General features: G+C 68.9%; 12 protein-coding genes. 7 read left to right on the forward strand and 5 right to left on the reverse strand.

Features of this window, described 5'->3' with window-relative positions; translation table 11 throughout:
- Positions 1 to 5: 5 nt before the first annotated feature.
- Complete coding sequence (locus ACFQV6_RS29590; RefSeq protein ID WP_378030897.1) at positions 6 to 1,025, reverse strand: alpha/beta hydrolase; 1,020 nt, start codon at positions 1,023 to 1,025, stop codon at positions 6 to 8.
- A gap of 26 nt (positions 1,026 to 1,051) precedes the next feature.
- On the opposite strand from ACFQV6_RS29590, the gene ACFQV6_RS29595 reads away from it, so the two are divergent.
- On the forward strand, positions 1,052 to 2,239 hold the full coding sequence (locus ACFQV6_RS29595; RefSeq protein ID WP_378030898.1) for an acyltransferase family protein: 1,188 nt from the start codon (positions 1,052 to 1,054) through the stop codon (positions 2,237 to 2,239).
- On the opposite strand, the gene ACFQV6_RS29600 is transcribed toward ACFQV6_RS29595, so the two are convergent.
- On the reverse strand, positions 2,217 to 3,527 hold the full coding sequence (locus ACFQV6_RS29600) for a glycosyl hydrolase family 18 protein (protein WP_378030899.1): 1,311 nt from the start codon (positions 3,525 to 3,527) through the stop codon (positions 2,217 to 2,219). The genes ACFQV6_RS29595 and ACFQV6_RS29600 overlap by 23 nt on opposite strands.
- 408 nt (positions 3,528 to 3,935) lie before the next feature.
- Between ACFQV6_RS29600 and ACFQV6_RS29605 the strand changes: the two genes are divergently transcribed.
- Positions 3,936 to 5,687 carry an AIPR family protein gene (locus tag ACFQV6_RS29605; protein WP_378030900.1) on the forward strand — a complete coding sequence of 584 codons (1,752 nt, stop codon included), beginning with the start codon at positions 3,936 to 3,938 and terminating at the stop codon, positions 5,685 to 5,687.
- A 31-nt stretch (positions 5,688 to 5,718) separates the two neighbouring features.
- Here ACFQV6_RS29605 and ACFQV6_RS29610 read toward each other — a convergent pair whose 3' ends face one another.
- A complete protein-coding gene (locus ACFQV6_RS29610; RefSeq protein WP_378030901.1) occupies positions 5,719 to 6,822 on the reverse strand; it encodes a winged helix DNA-binding domain-containing protein in 1,104 nt (367 codons plus the stop codon).
- 20 nt (positions 6,823 to 6,842) lie between these two features.
- Complete coding sequence (pgi, locus tag ACFQV6_RS29615; RefSeq protein ID WP_378030902.1) at positions 6,843 to 8,471, reverse strand: glucose-6-phosphate isomerase; 1,629 nt, start codon at positions 8,469 to 8,471, stop codon at positions 6,843 to 6,845.
- Between the two features lie 105 nt (positions 8,472 to 8,576).
- Between pgi and ACFQV6_RS29620 the strand changes: the two genes are divergently transcribed.
- The 4 genes from ACFQV6_RS29620 to ACFQV6_RS29635 all read left to right on the forward strand — a co-directional run bounded on the left by ACFQV6_RS29620 (position 8,577) and on the right by ACFQV6_RS29635 (position 14,690).
- Positions 8,577 to 9,896 carry an SWIM zinc finger family protein gene (locus tag ACFQV6_RS29620; protein ID WP_378030903.1) on the forward strand — a complete coding sequence of 440 codons (1,320 nt, stop codon included), beginning with the start codon at positions 8,577 to 8,579 and terminating at the stop codon, positions 9,894 to 9,896.
- On the forward strand, positions 9,893 to 12,742 hold the full coding sequence (locus tag ACFQV6_RS29625; protein ID WP_378030904.1) for a DUF6493 family protein: 2,850 nt from the start codon (positions 9,893 to 9,895) through the stop codon (positions 12,740 to 12,742). Before ACFQV6_RS29620 ends, ACFQV6_RS29625 begins: the two co-directional genes overlap by 4 nt.
- A gap of 242 nt (positions 12,743 to 12,984) precedes the next feature.
- Complete coding sequence (locus ACFQV6_RS29630) at positions 12,985 to 13,785, forward strand: RNA polymerase sigma factor (RefSeq protein ID WP_378030905.1); 801 nt, start codon at positions 12,985 to 12,987, stop codon at positions 13,783 to 13,785.
- Positions 13,782 to 14,690 carry a CU044_5270 family protein gene (locus tag ACFQV6_RS29635; protein WP_378030906.1) on the forward strand — a complete coding sequence of 303 codons (909 nt, stop codon included), beginning with the start codon at positions 13,782 to 13,784 and terminating at the stop codon, positions 14,688 to 14,690. Before ACFQV6_RS29630 ends, ACFQV6_RS29635 begins: the two co-directional genes overlap by 4 nt.
- 130 nt (positions 14,691 to 14,820) lie before the next feature.
- On the opposite strand, the gene ACFQV6_RS29640 is transcribed toward ACFQV6_RS29635, so the two are convergent.
- Positions 14,821 to 16,383, reverse strand: a complete 1,563-nt coding sequence (locus ACFQV6_RS29640; protein WP_378030907.1) for a DNRLRE domain-containing protein — start codon at positions 16,381 to 16,383, stop codon at positions 14,821 to 14,823.
- A 168-nt stretch (positions 16,384 to 16,551) separates the two neighbouring features.
- Here ACFQV6_RS29640 and ACFQV6_RS29645 point away from each other — a divergent pair, with 168 nt between their 5' ends.
- Complete coding sequence (locus ACFQV6_RS29645) at positions 16,552 to 17,721, forward strand: dipeptidase (RefSeq protein WP_378030908.1); 1,170 nt, start codon at positions 16,552 to 16,554, stop codon at positions 17,719 to 17,721.
- The last annotated feature ends 889 nt before the right edge of the window (positions 17,722 to 18,610 follow it).

Below are 18,610 nucleotides of genomic sequence, written 5' to 3' on the forward strand. Positions count from 1 at the left end.
CCGGCTCATCTTCCGAGCCGGTCGGCCAGCCAGCTGATCGCGAGCGGGTAGCGGTAGTCGATGGCCATGTGGGAGGCCGGGAACAGCTCGAAGGCGACCTTCTCGTCCGGGACGCCGATCCGCTTCAGGCCGTCGCGGAAAGCCTCGGCGCCCAGGTCCAGGAACCACTCGTCGCGGGTGCCGGCGTCGATCCAGACGGCGCGCAGCGAGCGCAGCTGGTCGGCGTACTCGTCGATCATGCGGATCGGGTCCCAGGCGAGCCAGCGGTCCCACAGCTCCGGGATCAACCGGCCGGACCGCGGGTCGAACGGCAGCCGGGGCGTGCCGTCCGGGTCGGCGGAGAAGGCGGCGGCACAGCCCAGGACCAGGGTGAGGGTGAGGTCCTCCTCCTTGGTGAAGGCCACCCGGGACTGGAAGTCCTTCCACCACGCCTGCACGTCGTGGCCGTAGCCCCGCAGCGACCGGGTGGCCTTGGCGAACTCGTTGAGGTAGCAGTACTCGTAGAGGGCGTCGCCGGCGTGCGTGGCGAGGCTGCCGAACAGGTCGGGGCGCAGCATCGGGGTGATCATGGCGCCGAAACCGCCGGAGGACTTGCCGGTGATGGCGCGGGACTCGCGGTCGGCGATCGTGCGGAAGTGGGCGTCGACCCACGGGACCACCTCGTCGCAGAGGTACGAGTGGTATTTGCCGGTGCCCGGGGAGTCGACGAACTGCGAGCCGCCGTAGGCCGTCCACGCGTCGGCGTAGACCACGATGCAGCCGGGTTTCGTCCGGAAGACCTGGTCGACGGTCTCGATGACGGGCTGCCGGAACGCCGTCCGGTTGCCCCACATGGTGACCTGACCGGTGTAGCCCTGGATGACGTAGATGCTCGGGTAACGGGCGTCGCCCTGATCGTAACCGGGCGGGGTGTAGACCCAGAGCGGGCGGACGTGCGGATCTCCGAGCGGGTTGTCCCGCAGCAGCGCCGAGTCGATGCTCTCGTGATGCATCGTGCCGGCGAGTTCACTGGCCCAAATCGACATGCCGACGAGTCAACTATCTTTTCCCGATGACCGCACCCCGGTTGGCGTGGCTCGACGGGCTCCGCGCAGTCGCCGTCCTGCTGGTGGTCTATGCCCATCTGACCCGGTACGTGTTCACCGATCTCCGCGCGTTCACCGGCGAGTGGCTGCACGCCGGCACCGCCGGGGTGATGCTGTTCTTCCTGGTCAGCGGCTACATCATCCCGGCCTCCCTGGAACGGCACGGTGACCTGCGGGCGTTCTGGCGCAGCCGCGCGTGCCGGTTGTTCCCGCTCTATCTTGTTGTCCTCCTTCCGTTCGCGGGATCGATCGACCTGGTCGCGCACGCGACGATGCTGCCGTTCCTGCTCGGTGTGCCGCCGGCCACGCCGGTGCTCTGGACGCTGAGCTTCGAGATGGCGTTCTATCTGCTCGTCTCCGGGCTGTTCGCGCTGCGGCTGCACCGGCTGGACGGGTGGGTGGCGATGGGACTGGCCGGCCTGGCCGTGATCACCGCCCCGCTGGCCTTCACCGGTGCCGTCGGCGTGCCAGTCGCGGCGGTGCTCCTGGTTGCCGGGCTGGCCGCGATGGTCTCCGGGCGGCGGTGGGCCGTCGTGGGCGGGGGCGTCCTGCTCGGCGGGCTGGCGATGACCCTGCTGATGGTCAACCAGGACCCGTCGCACGCCTGGGACGGGCTGCTGATCGTCGCGGTGATGTTCACCGGTACGACGATCCACCGGGCCGACCGGGGGCAGACCGGGTGGTGGCTGCCCGCGGTCACCGGCACGGTCGTCGGGGCGGCGCTGCTGGCCAACTGGCTCGGGGAGCTGGTGTCGCTGGACGCGCTCACCCCCCGCTACGTGGCACGGTCGATGATCACGCTGCTGGTGTTCGGCGGGGTGTTCGCGATCGGCATGGGGACACGGCGGTGGCGTACGCCGGCGTGGCTCGCCCGGATCGGGGTGCTCAGCTACTCGATCTACCTGGTGCATTACGTGCTGATCCAGATGCTGCAGCCGTTCCTGCGCTCCGGGCTCCCGGACGCGGTGGTGGCCGCCGGTTACCTGGCTCTGGTGTTCGGGATCTCGTGGCTGACCTATCGCTACGTCGAGGTTCCCGGGCAGCGGCTGGGGTCCGCCCGGGGCGGCGGCTCAGGTCCCCTCGCGGATCGGCGGTTCCCCGTGCCACCGCTCGGTGGCACGGGGGCATCCGTCAGCGGCCCTGGAGCGCCTTGACGTTGTCGCCGAAGGTCCAGTTGCGGGAGCCGTCCCAGTTGATCGACCAGGTCATCAGGCCCTTGATGCCGGGGACGCTGTTGTACGCCTGCGCCACCAGCGACGGCGTCATGTAACCGCCGCCCGCACCGGACTGTGCCGGCAGGCCGGGGACCTGCTTGTCGTACGGGATCCGGATGGTCGTGCCCTGGATCGTCAGGCCGTTGGCGAGGCACTGGGTCTGCACGGTGAAGCCCTGCACGGTGCCGGCACCGTACGAGTCACCGGAGCACCCGTACATGCTGCCGTTGTAGTACTGCATGTTGAGCCACCAGAGGCGCCCGTTGTCCAGGTACTTCTTGATGATCGGCAGGTAGGAGCCCCAGATCGAGCCGTAGACCACGCTGCCGCCGGTCACGTACGCGGTCTCCGGCGCCATCGTGAGCCCGAAGTTCGGCGGCATCGCGGCGAGCACGCCGTCGATGATGCGGATCAGGTTCGCCTGCGAGGTGGAGAGCGTGTTGATGCTGCCGCTACCGGTGAGGCCGGTCTCGATGTCGATGTCGATGCCGTCGAAGTTGTACGCCTTCAGGATCGGCACGATCGTGGCGACGAACCGGTCGGCGACGGCGCTGGAGCTGAGGTCGACACCGGCTGTCGCGCCGCCGATCGACATCAGGATGGTGGCGCCCCGCGCCTTGGCCGCGCAGATCTCGGCGGCGGTCGGCACCTTCACACCCGCGTCCATGCCGTTCTCCCACAGCACGGTGCCGTCGGAGCGGATCACCGGGAAGGCGGCCATCAGCACGTTGTAGCCGTGCTGGGTGATCCGGCTGTCGCTGATCGGGATCCAGCCCATGCCGGGGTGCACGCCGTTGGAGGCGCCGTCCCAGTTCTCCCAGTAACCCTGGAGCACCTTGCCCGCCGGGCGGCCCTTCACGGCGCACGCGGGCTGGCTGACGGACGGCGAGGGCGAGACCGACGGCGAGGCGGACGGGGACGAGGACCGGGAGGGCGAGACGGACGGCGAGGGCGAGCTTCCGCCGCTGCACGCGCCGAGGTCCTTCCAGAGGGTCGGTGTGGCGGCCGGGTTCCAGCCGGTGCCGGCCCACGCGGTGTGCGTGACGAGCGCCTGGTAGAGGTGAGCCTGATAGGTGACCTGCTGTCCCGCGGTGTAGGTGGGGCCCTCGGCCCACACCGTCGAGGAACATGCGACGGCCGCCGCACCGGACGGCGAGAACGCCATCACGGAACCGGTCGCCACCACCAGCCCGGCGACCAACGCCATCAACCCGCGTCGAACTCTCATGGCCTCTCCCCTGACGCATGTGGATGTGTGCCCACATAGTGGCGTTCACATCCGTAAATATCAAGGGTTCTTAACTATTAACGGGAGCCCGCATCCAGACTTGCGACCAGCCGCAGCAACGTGCCAGCTGCTGGGTGAACCGACCACCGGCTGCGGCCCCGCCGACCGGCCGAGAGAACTTCGAAAGCACAAGACCGCCAACGCCGACAACTCTCGATCTTCCCCCGCTGACCCGTACAGGATTGTCCATCCAAATTGTCAAAATAATCAGTCTTCGGAAATGGATCTCAGCGCAAGGGATTGAGAAGGCACACCTAGAACAGCAAGCATGTTGCCAGCGTGCACGAAAAGGCGGCCACACAGAGCCCACGCTGGATCCACCCGAATTCAACACAGAGGACGGCGGACTTGAGCAGTAACGATGTTGTACTTCTCCAGTCGATGCTCGACAACGATCGCACTCGATCGACGCCCAAACTCACCCCCGCGGACCACCACACGTTCTTTGTCGCGCGCCATTATCTCAAGCAGCAGTTCAACCCAGCACACGACGACTTGCTCAGCGGCATCGTTGACGGCGACAAGGACTGCGGCATCGACGCCATGTACCTGTTCGTCAACTCAATGTGCCTCCGAGATGACGACTACCACAACTTCGGGCGCAGAGCGACGATCGATCTAGTGATGCTGCAGGTCAAAAACTCAGCCGGATTCACCGAGCCGCCGATGGACAAATTGCTCGTGAACTTGCCGAAGCTGCTCGACTTCGGACGAGACGAGAACGATCTGACCGAGTTCGCCAACCGCCGCATAATCGAGGTGAGCCGGCGGTTCCTGGACTTATACCGACGGCTGGACATGCCGGAGCTCCACATCTCGGTGGTATTCGCTTCCCTGCGAGCCGATCACCTACATCCATCGATCGAAAGGAAATCACTGGAATTAAGATCCTGCCTCAAGCGTCTATTCGGTGGTTGCACCCCGCAAGTGGATTTCTTGGACGCGGTGAAACTGAGTGACCTCGCGCGTAAGCCAGATATCATCACACGGAAGCTGATTCTTGCCGAGAATCCCATCTCCACGAGTATCGGCGGATACATAGGTGTCGTGAGACTCCGCGACTACGACAAATTCATTACCACCCGGTCGGGCGAACTGGACGCGAGCCTCTTCGAAGCGAACGTCCGCGACTACGAGGGCGAGACCGCGGTCAACCGCAGTATCCAGGAGACCTTGGAAGACTCGGACCCGACCGAGGATTTCTGGTGGCTCAACAATGGTGTCACCATCGTTGCGTCAAAAGTGCAGCCGGCGAATAAGGTGCTGGAACTCGAGTCCCCCCAGATAGTCAACGGTCTCCAGACTTCTCACGAGATATTCAAACGCCGTACGAACGGCCACAATCCCGATGAACGCAGCCTCCTGGTGAAGGTGATCCAAGCGGAGGAAAGCAGTAGGCGAGAGCGCATCATCCGCGCCACCAACAGCCAGACCCCATTTGGGCCGAGCACGCTACGGGCCACAGACCGGGTACAACGACTGATCGAAGACTTCCTTGCCGAACGCAACCTGTATTACGAACGTCGCCGCCGCTATTATTTCAACCAGAACAAACCGGTCGATCGCATCGTCAGCATTGACGAGATGGGACAAGCAGTACTCAGCATCCTGGTGCAAACACCCCACATCGCCCGAATCAGCCCTGGAAAGATCTTTGACCCGGAAATCTACGACACAGCTTTTCAGTCCTCGTGGGACCTAGCGACGTATGGTGCCTGTATCGACATTCTTCGCGAGGCCGACGACTATCTGACTATCAAGGAGGGGCTAAGCGCGGCTGACGACTACCGTTACCACCTTGCAATGCTGCTCGGCATGGCGCAGACCGGCAAGGAAACGCCCGACTCGAAAGATATCGCGCATCTGATCGACAGAGGTTTTCCCCACTCCCTGGCGGGAGATCTCCTGCTAATCATCAAAGATGAGTACGCAAAAGCCGATCGGGCCCGTAAGGTCCGAATGTACGATCGCCTCGCCAAGGACGAGCACATAACGAAGCAAATCTTCGAACGCGGGCGCCGATATTTGCGAGGCATGTCCGCCACCGCAACCGGACGACGGGTGCGCCGCCCCGTCCGGCGCCCTGGTAACGAGGCTTAGCGACTCTCGTCCTCGCCGGCTCTGCGAATACCTACGAGGGTCCCATTGTCAATGGGAGGCCCAAGTAAGCGGCGTAACGCTCAAGTGCGGGTCGTGCGTCGTCGAACCGGAAATCGGAGAGGGGCAGGACGGTCACCGTGACCGCCTTCTTGCTGATGGTGCGCTTCCAGGTGGCCATCACCCGGCCGTTGTGGACCAGGGTCGACTGGAAGACCCCGTTGCCGCCGGGGACGATCCTGGCCAGGTGGGCGGGTGACGCCATCATCGACCGGTCCTTGTAGCCCAGCAGATATTCGTCGAAGCCCGGCAGCGCCCACCAGCCGGTCACCGGGCCGGCGTCGAGCACGGCCGGGTCCGCCCACATCTCGGTGCCGTCGACGTCCACGGCCACCAGGCCGGCGTCCGCGATGCCGGCGCGGGAGTCCTTCATGGTCAGGGTGGTCCAGCCGGAGAAGTCCTTGACGGTGGCCGGTCCGTGCGAGCGGAAGAACCGCTGGGCCAGGATCGCCAGGCCCTCCTCACGCGAGGGGCGGTTGGCGGCCGGGACCCACTCGTCGAGCAGCACGAACGTCTGCTCCGCCGCACGGTTGGGGGCTATCGCCGTCAACGAGCGCTGACTCGCGTACCAGAGAAGGTGGTAACCGCGCTGCCCGGTGACGTCGATGCCGCCCTCGGTGAGCGCGCCCAGGCACTCGGATCGCGTCAAGCGGCCGCCGCCGGCGGACAGCGCCGCGGCGAGCAGCTCCATCGACCTTGTCGCGATCTTCTCGTCCAGGCCGAGATGCTCCCAGCGCCGGGCCACGCCGGTGAGCTGGCGGACCCCGGTGAGATCGAGCATCCAGTGCGCGTCAGCCGACGGAATCAGGTGGACGGTGCCGCGCATCGGCCAGGTGCGGACGACCTCGCGGTCCTCGGTGGCCGCGACGATCTCGGACAGGCCGCGGCCGGGCAGGCGCACACCGAGTGACCACAGCACGCTGTTGAGATCCTGCGCCTGCATCGCGCCGAACCACTCGACGACACCGCGAACTGTCTCCCCGGTCCGCGGGCTTTCTTCGGTGCGCGGGCTTTCTTCGGTGCGCGGGCCCAGCAGGAGGCTGGTCATGCGCAGGCTCAGTGCCGTAGACGTGTCCACGGCACTGAGCCTAGGGTCGATCAGCGTCCGCGGGCAGCCCGGTACCGCTTGATCAGGGTGTTCGTGGAGGAGTCGGCGTCGTCGGCGGGAGCCTCCCGCGACGTCAGCTTCGGTGCGAGCTGGTTCGCCATGACCTTGCCCAGTTCGACGCCCCACTGGTCGAACGAATTGATCTCCCAGATCACGCCCTGGGTGAACGTGATGTGCTCGTAGAGCGCCACCAACTGCCCGAACGTGCCCGGCGTCAGACGGTCGGCCAGGATCGTGGTCGTCGGGTGGTTGCCCTGCATGACGCGGTGGGTGGCCACCTTCTCGTCGGTGCCCTCGGCCCGCACCTGCTCGAGGGTCCGGCCGAAGGCGAGCGCTCCGGTCTGCGCCAGGAAGTTCGACATGAACAGGTCGTGCATCTCGCCGACGTCGTGGTTGGGCACGCTGAAGCCGATGAAGTCCGCCGGGATCAGCTTCGTGCCCTGGTGGATCAGCTGGTAGAAGGCGTGCTGGCCGTTGGTGCCGGGCTCGCCCCAGAACACCTCGCCGGTCTGGAAGGTGACCGGCTCACCATCCAGGCGCACCGACTTGCCGTTGCTCTCCATGGTGAGCTGCTGGAGGTAGGCGGCGAACCGGTGCAGGTACTGCGCGTACGGCAGGACCGCGTGCGACTGTGCGCCGAGGAACGTGTCGTACCAGACGTTGATCAGGCCGAGCAGGGCCGGCACGTTGCGCTCGATCGGGGTGCTGCGGAAGTGCTCGTCGACGGCGCGGTAACCGGCGAGCATCTCGGCGAACCGCTCCTTGCCGATCGCGATCATGACGCTCAGGCCGACCGCGGACGGGAGCGAGTAGCGGCCGCCGACCCAGTCCCAGAAGCCGAACATGTTCTCGGTGTCGATGCCGAAGGCGGCGACCTTCTCCGCGTTGGTGCTGACCGCGACGAAGTGCTTCGCGACGGCCGCGTCGTCACCGAGCTTGCCGAGGAGCCAGGTGCGCGCCTCCTTGGCGTTGGTCAGCGTCTCCTGCGTGGTGAACGTCTTGGACGCCACGATGAACAGGGTCGTCGCCGGGTCGAGGTCGACGGTCTTCTCGTAGAGGTCGGTCGGGTCGATGTTCGACACGAACCGGCACTCGATGTCGCGCTGGCTGAAGTCCTTCAGCGCCTCGTAGGCCATCACCGGGCCGAGGTCGGAGCCGCCGATACCGATGTTGACGACCGTCTTGATGCGCTGGCCGGTGTGCCCGGTCCAGGCGCCGGACCGGACCTTGTCGGCGAAGGCACCCATCCGGTCGAGCACATCGTGCACATCGGCGACCACGTCCTGGCCGTCGACGACGAGCGAGGCGTCGCGGGGCAGGCGCAGCGCGGTGTGCAGGACGGCCCGGTCCTCGGTGACGTTGATGTGCTCACCGGAGAACATCGCGGTGATCTTCTCGGACAGCTTCGCCCGCTCGGCGAGGGCGAACAGGGCGTTCAGCACCTCGTCGGTGACCAGGTTCTTGCTGTAGTCGACATACAGGCCGGCAACCTCGGCGGCGTACCGCTCGCCGCGCTGGGGGTCACTGCCGAACAGGTCGCGCAGGTGCACCGCCGAGAACTTCTCCGCGAGGCCCTGGAGGCTCTGCCACTCGGTGCTGTCGGAAACGTGTTCGCTCATATCTCCCACTCAAGTCTTTTCGCCCATCGTGGCACGGACCGCCGCCGGGCGCCGGAATTGGGGCGGTCCCGGAAATTGTCATACCCGCTCCCTAGGTTCTCCTGCATGGTTTCCGCGGCGTACTCGTACCTCGGCTCGTCGGCCCTCGACGACGGCCTCACCCTGCAGACCTCCGGCGGCCCGGCGGCGCACCCCCGCTTCTTCACCGGCTTCCTGACCGATCCCGGTGCCGCGGCGACCGGGCTGCTCGCCGTCGCCGAGGTGGCCCGCACGCGCTATTTCCGCCCGGTCAGCCCGGCCAGCCTCGATCCCGTGGTCACCGCCGGGTCGGACAGGTTGCGCTTCGAGTCGTTCTCCGGCTGCTGCGGCGTTTATGCCCGGATGGACGTCCTGCCCGCCGGCCTCGACGGCGAGATCGTCGCGCACGGCACCACCAACGTCGATGTCAACCTGCCCCTGCAGCGGGCCCTCGCCCGGGTCGGCCGGGCCGATCCGCTGCACGTCGCGGTCGGCCCCGACGACCTCACGGTCACCACCTTCGACGGCCCGCTCGTCGAGCGCAAGGTGCCGCTCCCCTCGCGCTGGCTGCGCGGCTTCGCCGAGGCGCAGGTGCTCACCGCACGCTTCGACCCGCGGGCCGAGATCGGCGCCGCCGAGGCCCGGGTGCTGCTCAACAGGCTTCCCGCCAGCGACAAGTCGGTGCTGTGGGCGGTTCCGGCGGGGCGCTCGCTGCGGTTCACCTCCCGGCCTGCGCCGGGCGCGGTCTGCCTGCCGGGCGCCGGGCGCCTCGCCGCTTTCAAACCCTTCCTTCGGTACGCCTACGTGCTCCGCGTTTACGGACCTGTCGTCTCAGCGGGCAACGGGCCGGTCGCCAGCACCTGGGAGCTGAGCATGCCGTCGTTGCGCCTGTCGCTCACGCTGTCACCGGAGCCCCACCGCGGGTTCTCCGGTGAGGGATCGGTGCTGGAGTCCCTGGCCACCGACGAGGTGGCCGACGACGCCGACCTGATCAGCGCCCTGCTCTCCTGGGACCCGGCCATCGACGTGGACGAGCTGGCCACCTCCGCCGGCATCAGCACCGACCGGGTGCGTGACGCGCTGACCCAGCTCGGCACGTCCGGCCGGGTGGGCTACGACGTCGCCGAGGCGGGCTATTTCCACCGCACCCTGCCCTACTCGGCGGACGTCGTGGAGAAGATGAACCCCCGCCTCGCCGGGGCCCGGGCGCTGATCGCCGCCGGTGCGGTCACCGCCGGTCCCGAGGTGTCGTTCGTGCGCGGCGGCGCCGAGGCGTACCAGGTGCGCAACGCCTCCTCGTGCACCTGCCCCTGGTGGGCGAAACACCGCGGCGGCCGGGGCCCGTGCAAGCACGCTCTGGCGGTGCGCATGGTCCTCGCCGGTGAGCTCGCCGAGGCGCCGGCATGACCACGGACCGGACAATCTCGTGGCAGGCCCTCGACGGGCTGGCCCGGGCCCGCGACCTCGACGGGATCACCACCCTGCTGCTGGCCGCGCCCGAGGCCGAGCGGCGGGCGGCGGCCAAACAGGTCGAGGCCGGGATCCGGGCCGCCGACCCGGACCTGTGGTGGCGCGCCGACTGCAGCCCCACCTCCGGCTGGGCGCTCGCGGTGATCGGCTGCGTCCCGACCGCGGCCAAGGCGGCGGCGCTGCTCGGCCGCCGCTCCCTGCAGATGTGGAACCGGATGGATCCGCGGCTGTTCCTGACCATCGCCCGGGCCCGCGAGCTGCCCTGGATCGGCGACCTCGGCGTCCGCCTGGCCGAGCGCCTCGCGGCCCGCGACGTCTGGTTCGAGGACTGGCGTTTCGCCGCCGCACTGATCCGCGCCGGAGCAGCCGAGCCGCCGGTCACCGAGGGTTTCGTCCGCGGCTGGCTGAACCAGTTGCAGCGCTCCCACAGGACAGCCCCTCCCCTGCACCAGCGGATGCGCGACGACCCCTTCCTGGACCGGCTCCTCCCCGCCGTCTTCGAGATCGACGGGCTCGGTGCCGACGCGGGCACCGGGCACCTGAGCCCCAAGACCGGCAAGTGGGACGCCACACCGCGCTTCCCCACCGTCGTCGCCGACCTGGTCGCGGAGGGCCGGCTGGACCGCGCCCGCGTGCTGGACTCCACCATGGACCGCCTCGTGCGCGGTGACCGGCCCAACGCTCTGCGCCCGTTCCTCATGCTCCACGACGCCCTCAACCCGGCCGTGGACGAGATGGCCCGCCACGTCCCCGGCTACACGCGGCTGCTGCCCGACGCGCCCTCCACCGTCGCCGTGATGGCCCAGCGCTCCCTGCGTGCGGTCGACGAGGCCGGCCGCCTCGAGCTGGAAACCCTGCTCGAGGTCAGCGCGGCCACCCTCCTGCGGACGGAGAAGACCCTGGTCAAGAGCCAGCTCTCCTGGCTCGAGAGGGTGGTGCGCCGGGTGCCGTCACGTGCCGGCGAGATCCTGGAGACGGCCGCCACCGCGTTCGGGCATCCCGCGCTCGACATCCAGGAGCGCGCGCTGAATGTGATCGGCAAGCATGCGGACGGCCTCTCCCCCGCGACGGCCGCCCGGCTCGCGGCGGCGGCCGGGATGCTCCCCGGCGACCTGCCGGTGCGGTGCGCTGAGCTGCTCGGCGCCCCGCCGTCCGTCGCTGGTCTCCGCACCGCCGGGCCGGTGGCGCTGCCCGCGTTGGCGCCGGTCGCTGAGTTTCCGCCGCCGATAACTGACGTTGCCGAGCTCGTCGAGGAGATCGTGCTCCTGATGACTGAGGAGACCGGGGTGCGGTGGGAACGGGTGCTTGCTGGGCTGGTGAGTTTGCGGTCGGCGCGGGGAGAGCTTGAGGCGCTGCTCGGGCGGTTCGAGCATCAGTTTTCTGAGACTGTTTGGGTGCCTCAGCAGCGGACCACGTTTCTGGGTGAGGCGATTCGGTCGCTTGCCGGGGACGGTGAGTTCGCCGGGGCTGGGCTTGCGCAGAGCGGGCTCGGGCGGCGGATCTTCAGCGCTGTGAAGATCGTTTGGGAGAGCGGGCGCAGGGGCGGGCGGGATTCGGCGCTGAAGGCGACACCCGAGGGGGTTCTGGCGGCGCGGGTCGCCGAGGTGTCCGTGCAGTTGGCCCGTTCGCCGGTGCCGCTGCTGCTGGCCACGCCGACCCGGGTGAACGGCAGCCTCGACGCCGCGGTGCTGGCGCAACGGCTGGCCCGGGCGGAGGCCGAGGGATGGGAGCCGTGGCCCCTCGACCTGGAACAGGCTCTGCTACGGGTGCCCCGCCAGTCGGATCCCTCGGTCGCCGACAGGCTGACCTCGCCCGCGGGCAAGCAGTTCGCGGCTTGTCTGGCGGGCGGCGGACTACCCGACCCGGTGAGCACCCGGCTCGAGCAGCGGGTGGGTGCGAAGTCGCTGGAGCCGGTCTACGGCCGGCCGGCGGTGACGTCGCGGGTGCTGGTGACCCTGGAGCCATCGGGCACAGGTGGGCTGCGGATGGCGGAGCAGCTGGTCACGCTGTACCGGCAACCGACACCCCGGTTCCTCTCCAGCGACTTCTTCGTGGAGACCGATATCCTGACCATGGTGCTGCCCCATCACCGGGAGGTGAGCGCGGCGTGGGCGCTGGTGCGGCTCGCGGGCCTGGCCGACCAGGATTTCCGGGGCGGCGGTGAGCTGCTACCACTGCTGGCGGAATGCGACGGACCGGTGGGGCCGGCTGTGACGCTGGCTCTGGCTTATGTGCTGGCCGCCCGTCATGAGGCCGACCGGGTGGCCGGGGTGGACGCGTTCCTGACCTTCGCCGCATCCCCCGCGACCGCCGTCACCGTTTCTCCTGCGTTCACCGCTACTTCGCCTCCCGCGTCCGCCGTCGCTTCGCCTCCCGCTTCCGCCGTCACATCGCCTCCCGCTTCCGCCGTCACATCGCCTCCCGCTTCCACCGGAGTTGCGCCTGGCTCGGCGGTGTCGTTCTTTGCCGCGGTGGGTGCGGAGTTGGGTCGGCTCTGCGGTCCGGACAGCCTCATCAAGCTGACGCGGGTTGTTCCCGCGCTGACCGATGCGCATCGGGCGGGAGCTTCTGCCGCTGTCTGGGAGGTGCTCGCCGCGGCACTTCCGCTGCTGCTTCCGAAGGCGCCGCGTGGGCTGCCCGACCTGCTCGAACTGTCCACGCAGGTGGCCCGCACCGCCGGCGCCCGTGCCGAGCTCCCCGAGCTGGCCACCGTTGCGGGCCGGAGCGGAAGCTCACGCCTGGTGAAGGAGGCGAAGCGGCTGCACACAGTCCTGACGAACTGACACCGCCCGGTCACACGCCGGCTACTCCCATCCGCGAGGTTGCGCCGGCCCACGAGGTTGCGCCGTCGCGAGGTTGCGCCGGCCCAAGGTTGCGCCGGCCAGCGAGGTTGCGCCGGCCAGCGAGGTTGCGCCGGCCCGCTCGCGCGCGACCCAGCCGGCCACCGAGCGTCACCGAACCCGGGAGAGACCGATCATCGGGTAGAAAGTGTGGAACCCTCACCGCCGAGCGGACAGAACATGACGTGACAGCGATTATGCGGGCCCGGATCCGGGCCGGTGAAGAGACCGCCTTCGGGGAGCTCTTCGACGAGCATGCGCAGGCCGTGTACCGGCATGCCGTGTGGACCGACGGCGACCATGGGAACGCCGAGGACGTGGTTTCGCTCACGTTCCTGGAGGCGTGGCGGATTCGGGAGACGCTGCGCCCGGACGGGGAGAGCTTGCGCCCGTGGCTGCTCGGCATCGCCACCAACGTGCTGCGGAACCGTCGGCGTACCGCGCGGCGCTACCGGGCTGCCCTGTCCCGGGCCGCCTCGTCCCGGGTGCCGGCCGCCGGTGCGCTGCCGGACTTCGCCGACGAGGTGGTGGGCCGGATGTACGACGCCGAGCAACTGGCGGCCGCGGCTACGGCACTGCGGGCGCTGCGGCGGGCCGACCGGGAGGTGTTCCTGCTCTGCGTGTGGCAGCAGCTGGACTACGCGGCGGTGGCGGAGGCGCTCGGCATCCCGGTCGGAACGGTCCGGTCCCGGCTGTCCCGGGCACGGACGCGATTACGCGCCCGCGCCGAGGCCGAGCTGACCCAGCCCCGCCGCCCACCACCCGAACCAGATCCGGCACAGCAACGCCACCCGCTGACCGAGAACGATCCGGCCGTGCAACGCCACCCGCTGACCGAGAACCATCCGGAAGTGCAGCGCCACCCGGTGGCCGGGACCGATGTGGCAGAGCCTCGGCACGGGCCTGCTGAGGGTGGGCTGGAGCGACGGCGGGCGGCGTCCGCCCGTACCCCATGGCTTTCGGCCCTGCCGGAGGAGACGCGATGAGTGACCTGACGACGGCCCCGCCCACCGGTCCTGACCTGCCCGACAGCCGGCGGCGCGCCCTCCGCGCCCACCTGATGGACGAGATCCACGCCTCGCCGCAACCGGCCCGCCGACGGCGCCTGATGATGATGGCAGCGCCGGCGGGTGTGCTTGCCGCGGTGGTCGCGGCCGGGGTGATCGCTGGGCCGTGGAACGACTCGGTGCGACCGAATCCGACCACCCAGGTTCTGGCCGGGGATCACGACGCCGCGCTGGTCTTCCTCGACCGGCTCGCCGCGATGGCGATGGCACGGCCGGCGAGTGGGGCCACCGAGGGCCGCTATCTGTACGTGAAGAGCCGCATCGCCTACATGGAGTTCACCGACAACGACAAGGGTTCGCTCGACGAGTTGCACGACCGGGAGATCTGGCTGCCGCTGTTCGCCGGGGGGAAGGGGCGGCTCAAAGAGGTCGACCGGCCCACCGACCTGGGCGTCTTCACGGCCGAGCGGGTGCAGCCGGATCTGCCGCAGGACCCGGATGAGCTGTTGAGGAAGATCTACGCGGACTCGGCGGGGAAGGGGAACAGCCCGGACGGCCAGGCGTTCACCGTGATCGGTGATCTGCTGGGCGAGTCGATGTTCCCGGCGCCGACGAACGCCGCGATCTACCAGGCGGCAGCGAAGATTCCCGGGGTGGAGCTGGTCCGGGACGCGGTGGACGCAACAGGGCGGCACGGTGTGGCGGTGGCTCGGGAGGAACTGGGCGAACGCCGCGAGTGGATCTTCGATGAGGCGAGCGGTGACTATCTCGGTGAGCGGTCCTACCTGGTGGAGGACAAGCCCTACGGCAAGGCCGGGATGATCACGGCCACGACCGCCGTGACGGAACGCGGGGTCGTCGATCGGCTCGGCAGGAAGCCCTGACCCCGCGCAAATGCTGATCGAAAACGGAAAGGGAATCGAAGGCGGAGGCTGATCGAAAACGGAAACGGGAACGGGAAAGCGCCGCCCGGCGGGGGACCGGACGGCGCTTTCCACTGAGGGGGAGAAAAGATCAGCCGAGCTTCACGTTGAAGATCGGGTTGGCGGCCAGCTTCTTGAAGGCGGCCAGGCCGGCCGGGGTGCTGTCGATGCTGATGTCGCGGTTGCCCTCGTCGTCGGCCTTCGTGTCGAAGTGCACGATCGCCTTGATACCGGGACGCTTGACCAGCTGCGGCAGGACGCTGTTGTACATGGCGGACTTGTCGGTGGTCTTGCCGATGCGGTGGTAGCCGCCCCACTCAGCGATCATGATCGGCTTGTCGGCGTGCTTGGTGGTCGCCCAGTCGTAGAAGCCCAGGCCGCCGCCCTTCGGCTTGCGGTCGAGCAGGTCGGCGAACAGACCGTAGTGGTAGTAGCCCTTCTCCACCGAGACGTACGAGTCCAGGCCGATCCAGTCGACGACGTCGTTGCCCGGGTAGAGCTGGCTCCACCAGGTCTGCGCCATCCACTTCTCGTTGCCCATGTAGGCCAGGACGTTGACGACGTTGGTCACGCCCTGCTGGCGCAGGCGCAGGATGGTGTGGCGGTACATGGCGGCGAAGTCCTTCGCCTCCATGCCGGAGCCGGCCTTGGCGACGACGTCGTTCTCCGGCTCGTGGTTGAGCACGAGGAAGGTCTTCTTGCCGTACGCCTTGATCCGCGTGGCGAACGCGTCGATCCGCTTGTTCTGCTCACCCTTGGCGACCTTGGCCCAGCTCGAGCCGTACGCGACCTTCCAGTTCAGCAGCAGCACGCGCGGGTTGGCGGCCTCCTGCGTCATGGCGATCTCGGCCTTGGTCGGGAACGCCTCGTCACCCTTGTGGTACGTGTGGAAGATCGTCGCGGTACGGCCGCTCAGCTTCTCCCAGTTGCGGTGCTCGAGGTCACGCGGCTTGCTGGTGAAGCCACCCGCGGCACCGCCCCACATCACGCCGCACGACGGCACGAGCTTGGCGTCGGTGACGCAGTTGCTGTAGTTGCCGGACGCGACGGGGGCCGGCGGCGTGGCAACGGGGGTGGCCTGCGTCTTGCCGTTCGTGGTGACGACCAGCTCGGGGCCACCGCCGGCCGTGTTCTCGGCCGACTGGAAGCGGACGACGCCGTTGGTCAGCGACGAGGTCACCGCGAACGAGTAGGTGCCGGGGCCGGTGACCTCGGCGCTCAGGTCGAGACCGACCCGCGTGTCGGTGGCCGCCGGGGTCACCGAGGCGACCGCGAGGCCCAGCTTGGGTGCGTTGGCGGAGGTCAGCTTCGCCTCGGTCCACGAGTTGTCGACGACCCGCGAGACGGTCACCTTGCCCGACGGCTTGCTGGACGGGCTCAGGAACAGCCGCGCCTTCTTGACGTCGGTGCCGGCCGGAACCGTGAACTTCAGGAACGCGGTCTTCGTGTCGCTGCCGACCGTGCCGGCGGCGAGCTTGTCGGACGCGCCGCTGGCGGTCGTCTTCTTGGCGGTCGAGGTGTAGCTGTCGTCAGCGGCCTGGATGGCCACGTCCGCGTCGGCCGCGAAAGCGGCGTTCGGCACCAGAACTGCGGCGGTACCGGCGATTACGGCGGTCAGAGCTGTCACAGACATCGGCAGCTTGGCGCGTCGCATTCAATCTCCCCCGTTTGTCCGGCCGTTGTCGGCCGGGCATGGGGAAGAGATTCCAGGTCGGCGGGTGCACGCTCAGTGCCCGTGCAGGTGCCGGCCGGTTGCGGGTTTTCCGGCGCCGAACGGCCCGATCCGCTTGCACCCGGGGGCGCCCGCGGGTAGCCAGAGAGCATGAACCTGATCATTGACGGTCACAACGACCTACCCATGCGGCTGCGGGAGTGGCACGGGTCGAGCGTGGCCGGGCTCGAGCACGAACGCCCACCCCTGCACACCGACCTGCCACGGTTACGCGCCGGAGGTGTGGGAGCCCAGTTCTGGTCCGTCTACGTGCCCTCCGACCTGCCCGAGCCGGTCGCCGTCACGCACACCCTCGAGCAGATCGACCTGGTGCACCGGATGGCCGCCGCCTATCCGGAGGACCTGGAGATCGCGTACACCGCCGCGGACGTCGAACGGATCATGGCCGCGGGCCGGATCGCCTCGCTGATCGGCGTCGAGGGCGGCCACAGCCTGGCCGGGTCGCTGGGCGTGCTGCGCGCGCTGGCACGCCTCGGCGTCCGCTACGTGACCCTCACCCACAACCATCACACCGCGTGGGCGGACTCGGCGACGCAGCCTCCGGCGGTGGGCGGCCTGACGGCCGAGGGCAGGGCCATCGTACGAGAGATGCAGCGCATCGGCGTCCTCGTGGACCTGGCGCACGTGGCCACCGAAACCATGCACGCCGCCCTGGACGAGTCCGTGGCACCGGTGATCTTCTCGCACTCGGGCGCCCGAGCGGTGACCGAGCATCCCCGCAACGTCCCCGACGACGTCCTGTCCCGCCTGCCCGGCAACGGCGGCGTCATCCAGCTGACCTTCGTCTCGTTCTTCGTCTCCGCGGCGATCCGCGACTGGCAGGTGGCCGCCACGGCGGAGTGGAACCGTCTCGGCCTGCCCGATCCGATGGGCGAGTGGCCGCGCGCGCCCCGCCCGGGCGAGGACCCGGCCTCCCTGCCGGCGACCCTGCCCGTCGACCAGGCCGCCGAACCCGCCTTCCGCGCGTGGCTGGCTGCCCATCCGAAACCGTCGGCCACGGTGGCGCAGGTCGCCGACCACGTCGAGCACGCCCGCGAGGTCGCGGGAGCCGATCACATCGGCCTGGGCGGGGATTTCGACGGTACGCCCGAAGTGCCGGTCGGCCTGGCGGACGTGTCGGGGTATCCGAGGCTGTTCGAGGAACTGCGCGACCGCAAATGGGACGACGCTGACCTGGAGAAACTCGCGTCGGGCAACATGCTGCGAGTGCTGCGCGAGGCAGACCGGGCGGCCACGGAGCCGCTCAGCCCCCGCCGCTGAGGAGCCGGTGCCAGCCGCGGGGCCAGCCGCTGACGAGCCGGGCTAGCCGCGGGGCCAGCCGCTGGCGAGCCGGGCTAGCCGCGGGGCCAGCCGCTGACGAGCCGGGCTAGCCGCGGGTGAGCCGGGGGCAGCCGCTGACGAGCCGGGGCCCGGCCTTCCGAGTGGGCGGAACCGGCCGGGCCTGGCACCACCAGAGGGGTTCCGCGGATCCGCCGGTGGCCCGGCTGGTGGGTTCGGACGCCAGGCCGACCGGCGGATCGGCCGACATGGGCCGCGACACCTGGTGAGCGTCGCGGTCACTGTCGGTATGCAGGCGGGTGTTGCCGCTTGCATGAAGATCGTACGGTTTCCCGCGATCCGAGAAACGGAGGGGGCTCCCCACATCCGGTTCCGGTCACCATGCGTTACGGGGTTCACGCTTGGGTGCCGGCGCGCGGGGCTCGCCGTCGTCTCACCAGCAGAGATGACGAACGGTGAGCGAGCGGCCGCCTACGAGGACTTGATCCATAGCGTGTTTTCCCAGGTCAGTGAGCGTCTTCCGGGCGCTCGGACTCGGTTGATCCGGATGTTTGGGGACGCCGTGGACGCGGAGTGCGCGGGCGGGGAGTTGCCGGAGGCTGCCCCTCCCCCGCGGCCGATGCGGGCGAGCCTTCTGCCGTGGTGCCCGTTCGTTTGCGGGCGACCGGCGCCCGCTTCCGGGGCGGTGCGGCCGCGGGGGACTGCGTTGTGGGGGGATCCGTTCCTGGGTCGCTCTCCGAGGTCGGCGCAGCTTCAGCAGTCCGCGCAGCTTCAGCAGTCGGCGCAGCTTCAACAGTCCGCGCAGCTTCAGCAGTCCGCGCAGCTTCAGCAGTCCGCGCAGCTTCAGCAGTCCGCGCAGCTTCAGCAGTCG

The organism is Actinoplanes sp. GCM10030250 (genome assembly GCF_042666575.1).
Taxonomy (GTDB): domain Bacteria; phylum Actinomycetota; class Actinomycetes; order Mycobacteriales; family Micromonosporaceae; genus Actinoplanes.

Bases quoted from the DNA above. Each gene is read 5' to 3' on its own strand.
- ACFQV6_RS29590 (WP_378030897.1), bottom strand. From the start codon at position 1,025: ATGTCGATTTGGGCCAGTGAACTCGCCGGCACGATGCATCACGAGAGC.
- ACFQV6_RS29595 (WP_378030898.1), top strand. From the start codon at position 1,052: ATGACCGCACCCCGGTTGGCGTGGCTCGACGGGCTCCGCGCAGTCGCC.
- ACFQV6_RS29600 (WP_378030899.1), bottom strand. From the start codon at position 3,527: ATGAGAGTTCGACGCGGGTTGATGGCGTTGGTCGCCGGGCTGGTGGTG.
- pgi (WP_378030902.1), bottom strand. From the start codon at position 8,471: ATGAGCGAACACGTTTCCGACAGCACCGAGTGGCAGAGCCTCCAGGGC.
- ACFQV6_RS29620 (WP_378030903.1), top strand. From the start codon at position 8,577: ATGGTTTCCGCGGCGTACTCGTACCTCGGCTCGTCGGCCCTCGACGAC.
- ACFQV6_RS29625 (WP_378030904.1), top strand. From the start codon at position 9,893: ATGACCACGGACCGGACAATCTCGTGGCAGGCCCTCGACGGGCTGGCC.
- ACFQV6_RS29635 (WP_378030906.1), top strand. From the start codon at position 13,782: ATGAGTGACCTGACGACGGCCCCGCCCACCGGTCCTGACCTGCCCGAC.
- ACFQV6_RS29640 (WP_378030907.1), bottom strand. From the start codon at position 16,383: ATGCGACGCGCCAAGCTGCCGATGTCTGTGACAGCTCTGACCGCCGTA.
- ACFQV6_RS29645 (WP_378030908.1), top strand. From the start codon at position 16,552: ATGAACCTGATCATTGACGGTCACAACGACCTACCCATGCGGCTGCGG.